6 protein-coding genes are annotated in these 6,792 nt (G+C 57.7%); 3 read left to right on the top strand and 3 right to left on the bottom strand.

The features are described from left to right. Nucleotides 1-2,585: bifunctional aconitate hydratase 2/2-methylisocitrate dehydratase (gene acnB, locus ACESMB_RS14045; RefSeq protein ID WP_372971878.1), on the bottom strand; the 2,585-nt coding region annotated here is incomplete at its 3' end. A gap of 194 nt (nucleotides 2,586-2,779) precedes the next feature. On the opposite strand from acnB, the gene ACESMB_RS14040 reads away from it, so the two are divergent. Then, nucleotides 2,780-3,382, top strand: a complete 603-nt coding sequence (locus ACESMB_RS14040) for a tRNA-(ms[2]io[6]A)-hydroxylase (protein WP_372971877.1) — start codon at nucleotides 2,780-2,782, stop codon at nucleotides 3,380-3,382. A gap of 3 nt (nucleotides 3,383-3,385) precedes the next feature. On the opposite strand, the gene ACESMB_RS14035 is transcribed toward ACESMB_RS14040, so the two are convergent. After that, nucleotides 3,386-4,291, bottom strand: a complete 906-nt coding sequence (locus ACESMB_RS14035; RefSeq protein WP_372971876.1) for a LysR family transcriptional regulator — start codon at nucleotides 4,289-4,291, stop codon at nucleotides 3,386-3,388. 119 nt (nucleotides 4,292-4,410) lie between these two features. Here ACESMB_RS14035 and ACESMB_RS14030 point away from each other — a divergent pair, with 119 nt between their 5' ends. Next, nucleotides 4,411-5,181: a ferredoxin--NADP reductase gene (locus tag ACESMB_RS14030; protein ID WP_372971875.1), complete on the top strand. Its 771-nt coding sequence runs from the start codon at nucleotides 4,411-4,413 to the stop codon at nucleotides 5,179-5,181. 37 nt (nucleotides 5,182-5,218) lie between these two features. After that, the gene (locus ACESMB_RS14025) at nucleotides 5,219-6,319 is read left to right on the top strand and encodes a hypothetical protein (RefSeq protein ID WP_372926097.1); all 1,101 of its coding nucleotides are present in this window, start codon (nucleotides 5,219-5,221) and stop codon (nucleotides 6,317-6,319) included. A 12-nt stretch (nucleotides 6,320-6,331) separates the two neighbouring features. Here ACESMB_RS14025 and ACESMB_RS14020 read toward each other — a convergent pair. Beyond that, the coding region (locus ACESMB_RS14020; RefSeq protein WP_372926098.1) for a mechanosensitive ion channel family protein at nucleotides 6,332-6,792 on the bottom strand (461 nt) is incomplete at its 5' end.

Here is a 6,792-nt window from a genome sequence, read left to right as displayed (position 1 = left end):
TTCGCTTCAGCTGCCTTGCTGGTGTAGTTCTCCATCTGGTCGAAGTTGAGATACTTGTAGATCTCTTTCGACATGCTGTTCAGGTCCTTGGCGTACTCCATGTACTCCGCAGCGGAGGGGAGTTTGCCCAGAACCGCGCCTACAGCCGCCAACTCCGCGGAGGTCAGGTACACGTTGGCACCATCGCCCAGGCGGTTGGGGAAGTTACGGGTGGAGGTGGACAGAACCGTGCTCTTCGCCGCCACGCGGGCCTGGTTACCCATGCACAGGGAGCAGCCCGGCATTTCGGTGCGTACACCGGCGGTGCCGTAGATGTTGAAGTAGCCTTCCTCCATCAGTTGGGCCTGGTCCATCTTGGTGGGAGGAGACATCCACAGACGGGTCTTCAGGGGCTCCTTGTTCTGTGCCAGCAGCTTTCCTGCGGCACGGAAGTGACCGATGTTGGTCATGCAGGAACCGATGAACACTTCGTCCACCTTGTCGCCAGCCACTTCGGACAGGGTGCGGGCATCGTCCGGATCGTTCGGGCAGCACACGATCGGCTCTTTGATTTCGGCCAGGTCGATTTCCACAACGTGCGAGTACTCGGCGTCCTGGTCGGCACGCATCAGCTTCGGATCGGCGATCCACTCTTCCATCTGCTGGGCGCGACGCTCCAGGGTGCGCGGGTCGCCGTAACCTTCAGCGATCATCCAGCGCAGCATGGTGATGTTGGAGCGCAGGTACTCGGCTACAGACTCTTCAGACAGGTTGATGGTACAACCGGCTGCGGAGCGCTCGGCGGAGGCGTCAGACAGCTCGAACGCCTGCTCGACGGTCAGGTGCTCAAGACCCTCGATTTCCAGGATGCGACCGGAGAATTCGTTGATCTTGCCCTTCTTCTCAACGGTCAGCATGCCCTGTTTGATGCCATACAGCGGAATGGCGTGTACCAGGTCACGCAGGGTGATGCCCGGCTGCATTTCGCCCTTGAAGCGAACCAGAACCGATTCCGGCATATCCAGCGGCATAACACCAGTGGCAGCGGCAAACGCTACCAGGCCTGAACCGGCCGGGAAGGAGATGCCCATGGGGAAACGGGTGTGGGAGTCACCACCGGTGCCAACCGTGTCCGGCAGCAGCATGCGGTTCAGCCACGAGTGGATGATGCCGTCGCCCGGACGCAGGGAAACACCGCCACGGGTGCGGATGAAGTCCGGCATGGTGTGCTGCATTTCCACGTCCACCGGCTTCGGATAGGCGGCGGTGTGGCAGAAGGACTGCATAACCAGGTCAGCCTGGAAACCCAGGCAAGCCAGGTCTTTCAGTTCGTCACGGGTCATCGGGCCGGTAGTGTCCTGGGAACCGACGGTGGTCATATGCGGCTCGCAGTAAGTGCCGGGGCGAACGCCTTTGCCTTCGTCCAGGCCACAGGCCTTGCCGACCATCTTCTGGCCGAGGGTGAAGCCCTTGGTGCCGGCTTCCGGATCGTTTGGCAGGCGGAAGACGTCAGTGGCGCCCAGGCCGAGTGCGGTGCGGGCCTTGTTGGTGAGGCCGCGGCCGATGATCAGGGGAATACGGCCGCCGGCCTGTACTTCGTCCAGAATCACGTCGGACTTGAAACCGAACCCGGAGATGGTTTCTCCAGCTTCATTCAGAATCTTGCCTTCGTACGGGCGGATTTCAATCACGTCGCCCATGTTCATGTTGTCTACCGGAGCTTCAAATACCAGGGCGCCGGCATCTTCCATGGTGTTGAAGAAGATAGGAGCAACCTTGTTACCGATACAGACACCGCCGGCGCGCTTGTTAGGCACGCCAGGGATGTCTTCACCGAAGAACCACAGAACCGAGTTGGTGGCAGACTTACGGGAAGAACCGGTACCCACGACGTCACCCACAAAGGCAACAGGCAGGCCCTTGGATTTGATTTCGTCGATCTGGCTCATGGGGCCGGTTACGCCGGGCTCTTCCGGCTTCAGGCCGTCGCGCTCCATCTTATAGGCAGCGCGGGCGTGCAGCGGGATATCCGGGCGGGACCAGGCATCCGGGGCAGGGGACAGGTCGTCGGTGTTGGTCTCTCCGGTAACCTTGAACACCACCATTTTGGTGCTCTCGGGAACCTTCTTCTTGTTAGTGAACCACTCGGCGTTGGCCCATGATTCAACCACAGATTTGGCGACAGCGTTACCTGCGTCCATTTTTTCTTTAACGTCGTTGAACGCGTCAAACATCAACAGCGTGTGCTTCAGCTCGACGCCGGCCAGTTCGGCCAGGTCACTGTCGTCAAGTAGGTCAACCAGAGTGGCGATGTTGTAGCCACCCTGCATCATGCCCAGTAGCTGAACGGCCTTTTTCTTGTCGATCAGTGGAGACGACGCCTCACCTTTGACAATGGCGGACAGGAAAGCGGCTTTCACATAGGCAGCTTCGTCAACGCCAGGCGGAATGCGGTTTTCAAGGAGGTAAACCAGTGTTTCTTCTTCACCGGCGGGAGGATTTTTCAGGAGCTCGACCAGGGCAGCGGTCTGCTCGGCATTCAGAGGCTTGGGGGGAATACCCAGAGCTTCGCGTTCTGCAACGTGTTCACGGTAGGCTTCTAACACGATATGGACCCTCATCAGTTGGAATGTCTCGCGCCGTGGGCGACTTTGCCTGGCGGGAGTTTTATGGCGAAAAGGCGTTAAGTTGGCGCTGCATTCTATAGGAAACCCCTTATAAAGTTAAGTTGGACAGAGGTCGGAGACCCCTGTTATTTGCGGTATACTTCGGTGCCCAAGAATCTGACCCGCTGTGAGCCATGACTGAAGCACTCAATGCCATCCACGATTTCCTGCCCTGCAGAACCCCGCAACGCTGGATTGACAATGCCCTGGCCAACCAGGGCCTGATGTTGATCGATCATGCCCACTGCGAAAAGAAGGCCGCTTCAACGGCGTTGAGCCTGATGTATCGCTATGTGGATAATCCTGATCTGCTGAACAGGATGTCCCGGCTTGCCAGGGAGGAGCTGCGTCATTTTGAGCAGGTACTGGCCATCATGAAGAAGCGTGGCGTGGAATACGGTCACCTGACACCTGCGCGATATGCTGCCGGGTTGCGCAAAGAAGTGAGGGCGGAGGATCCGGGTCGGCTGGTGGATGTGCTGGTCGTCGGGGCTATTATCGAAGCAAGGTCCTGTGAGCGATTTGCCGCGCTGGCACCGTATCTTGATGACACGCTCGCGGATTTTTACAACGGATTGCTGAAGTCAGAGGCGCGTCATTACCGGGATTATCTGACGCTGGCAGAGCAGGCCGCTGGCGGCCCGGTTGATGGTCGCATTAGCACCTTTCTGGCGTTGGAAAAGCAGCTGATCGAGTCACCGGATACTGAATTCCGGTTTCACAGCGGGCCGGTATGATGATTATGGACCGGCCAGTGGCGGGTCCCGAAGCTGTTCGCACAACTCGATCCAGCGATCAATACCAGCGCTCCGGTACTTCTGCTTGTGGAGGATGAAGTAGAAGTTGCGGTCGAACTTTCGTTCTCCGGGGACCGCCAGCGGGATCAGGCTTCCCCGCCGGAAGGCGTCGGCAAGACACACCCTGGAGAGGCAGCCAATGCCCAGGTTGGCTTCCACGGCGCGTTTGATGGCTTCCGTATGCTCCAGTTCCAGCAGTATATCCAGATCCGGCAACAGGCCATGCATGCCCCGCTCGAACGTCTGGCGCGTTCCCGATCCCTGCTCCCGCATAATCCAGGTCGCGGATCGCAGGTCCGAGTCTGAAAGTCTCCCCTTGCGGGCAAGAGGGTGGTGTGGAGAACAGAACACCACCAGCTCATCTCCCCGCCAGGGAACGACTTCCAGTTCAGAGGATTGTAATTCCCCCTCGATCAGTCCGATGTCCAGCTCGAAATCACTGACCCGTTTTGCGATGGTGCGCGTATTGGCGACTTCAAGGGACACTTTGGGATGAGTAGGGGTATTCATGTATTGGGCCATAACGCCCACGGCCAGATAGTTACCGATAGTGAGCGTTGCTCCGACCTTGAGGGCGCCTATCTCGGTATGTTTGCTGAATGCCTGCTCCAGTTCGCCGGCCTGGGCCAGCAGGGCTTCTACCTTGGGGCGGTACAGGCGTCCCAGTTCGTTGAGTTGAAGCCGTTTGCCCACCCGGTCGAACAGCTGGATGCTGAACTGGCTTTCCAGTTCCTTCAGAGCACTGCTGGCAGCGGACTGGGACATGGCAAGGGAATCGGCGGCGCGGGTGATGTTCTGAAAGTGGGCAGCGGCCAGGAAGACCTCAAGCTGACGGAAACTGAACTTCATAATCGAGAAACCCGAATAAGGTTATGAAAATATCCCATTTTGTCGATAGGTTACCTGTGGGTTATAATTTACACAATGATTTTCATCCATTTGCAAACGGCTAACAAACGGGCGATACCATGAGCAATCTGAACAAAGAGCGTGTAACAAGTGTTCGTCACTGGAACGACACCCTCTTCAGCTTTACGACCACCCGTGATCCAGGATTCCGTTTCAAGAACGGCCACTTCACTATGATTGGCCTGGAAACCGACGGTAAGCCGCTGATGCGCGCCTACAGCATTGCAAGCGCCAATTATGAAGAGGAGCTGGAGTTTTTCTCTATCAAGGTTCAGGACGGCCCGCTGACGTCACGGCTCCAGAAGATTGAGGTTGGCGACGAGATTATGGTCAGCCGCAAGCCGACCGGCACCCTGATCATGGACAACCTCCTGCCGGGTAAAAACCTCTGGCTGATCAGCACAGGCACCGGTCTGGCGCCGTTCATCAGCATTATCAAGGACCCCGAAGTGTACGAGGCCTTTGACAAGGTGATTGTCACCCACGGCGTGCGCTACAAGTCCGAACTGGCATACCAGGATGAGATCGAGGAACTGCCGAACAATGAATTCTTCGGCGAAATGGTGGAAGGCAAACTGTTTTACTACCCGACAGTTACCCGTGAAGATTTCCGGAACACAGGGCGCCTGACCGATGCCATGGAAAACGGCAAGCTCACCAAAGACCTGGATATGCCGGAGTTTGATCTTGAGAACGATCGCTTCATGGTTTGTGGTAGCCCGAGCATGTTGAAAGACACCTGCGCGATTCTCAATAATATGGGATTCAAGGAAGCGCGCCATGGTAACCTCGGTCATTATGTGATCGAAAGGGCGTTTGTGGAGCAGTAAACCAGCCGCTCCACCAGCGCCAGCCAGAGGTGGATGTTTGAAAAAAGCCATGGTGATTCTGGGGGCGGCACTGCTGGTTGCCGCCCTTGCCAGTTACGCATCCCGGCCGGTGCCGATTGAGCAGAAGCTCATTTCGATCCAGGCGCAGGACGCTTTGCCGGGCTTCGATAAGATCAAGGATGAACCCGTTGAGGTTCAGGCCGCCATTCTCGACCTCGGCGATGACCCCCTGCTTTTGCTCAAAGCGCAGGCCGCTTTGCTCGCCCACCCCGAAATGGCACGCACTGTTCTTCCCCTGTATGCCTCCGAGCCGGAATTCCGGGAAGTGTTCGCTACATACGGTGAGAATGCTCTGCCTCCCATTCATTACTTTATCCAGAATTCCGTCAGTTCTATTGAATGGATGAACGAGGCCGCCCGCCAGTATGAGCGTGCCAGGGGATACATTGCCGAGCTCAGAGGCGAAGAGCCTGCTGAACAGCAAAAAGCTGAACCTCTGTCGCCGGAAGAGCGGGGCTGGTACGCCGTGAATTACATACGCAACGAAGGCCACGATTTTCTCGGGCAGTTTGTGGTGGACGACAGCGGCCAGGCCCAGTGGGTGCAGACCGAGAGGGTCACCGAAGGCATCATTCAGTTCTTTACCAGCGGTGTGCGGCAACTGGAGTCGGATTACCGTACCGGTGACGATATTTCCGCCAGCGACATCGGCTGGGCTTCGGTGGATGTGCTGGTTTTCGCCAGTGCGGTAAAGGTACTTCGCGCCGGCCGCACAGCGGCAAAGGCCACACAGGGGGCCAGGCTCTCGACCCGGTCGGCGGCTCTGGCCGCCCGTATTACGAGTAGCGGGCGGCTGATTCTGCGCAGCGCCCGGTACGCGAAATGGCCGGTGATTGTGGGGGCCGGCTACCTGGTGGTTACTCATCCCAGTCTTATCAATGACTTCTTTGCCGGAGTGGCCGATGTTATGGGGGTTTCTGCGGTATTGATCCAGATTGCCGGTTGGTTGTTGATTCTGGTGCCGGCTCTGTACCTTCTCAGTTGGCTATTGTGGCCCGCAATTGCGTTGTTGAGGGGGCTGCTGGCGGTTCTTTACAGTCTCTCAGGGCGCAGGCGTGGCTACTCGGAGCAGCTTTAACCGCCCCCGGATTCACGTATCCGCCACTGTCCTCACGTGAATGTCGCGCTGGGGGAAGGGGATCTCGATTCCGGCTTGACGCAGCGCGTGGGTGACGGCGGCATGAATCTCGTGGGACAGGGGCATGATTTCCAGAGGATCTTTCACGAAAACCCGCAGCTCGAAATCAATGCGGCTGTCCCCGAGGCCAACGCAGAATACCGCCGGTGCCGGATCGTCCACGACCCTTTCGTTGCTCCGGGCCACCTCTGTCAGCAGTTCCTGTACCTGATCCATGTCAGAGCCATAGGCAACGCCAACCTGCAGGATGACCCGGGTGATCGAATCTGACAGTGTCCAGTTGGTCAGGTCCTGGGTCACGAAGGTCTTGTTGGGGATAATCTGTTCCTTGCGATCCCAGTCAACCAGGGTGGTTGCACGAATGCGGATACGGGAGACCGTGCCGGTGATGCCTCCGATGGTGACAGTATCGC

The sequence above is a fragment of the Marinobacter sp. genome, assembly GCF_041686475.1.
Taxonomy (GTDB): domain Bacteria; phylum Pseudomonadota; class Gammaproteobacteria; order Pseudomonadales; family Oleiphilaceae; genus Marinobacter.
This window is presented reverse-complemented; position numbering and strand designations above follow the sequence as displayed.

Coding starts and splice junctions, on each gene's coding strand:
- ACESMB_RS14040 (WP_372971877.1), top strand. CDS start 2,780: ATGACTGAAGCACTCAATGCCATCCACGATTTCCTGCCCTGCAGAACC.
- ACESMB_RS14035 (WP_372971876.1), bottom strand. CDS start 4,291: ATGAAGTTCAGTTTCCGTCAGCTTGAGGTCTTCCTGGCCGCTGCCCAC.
- ACESMB_RS14030 (WP_372971875.1), top strand. CDS start 4,411: ATGAGCAATCTGAACAAAGAGCGTGTAACAAGTGTTCGTCACTGGAAC.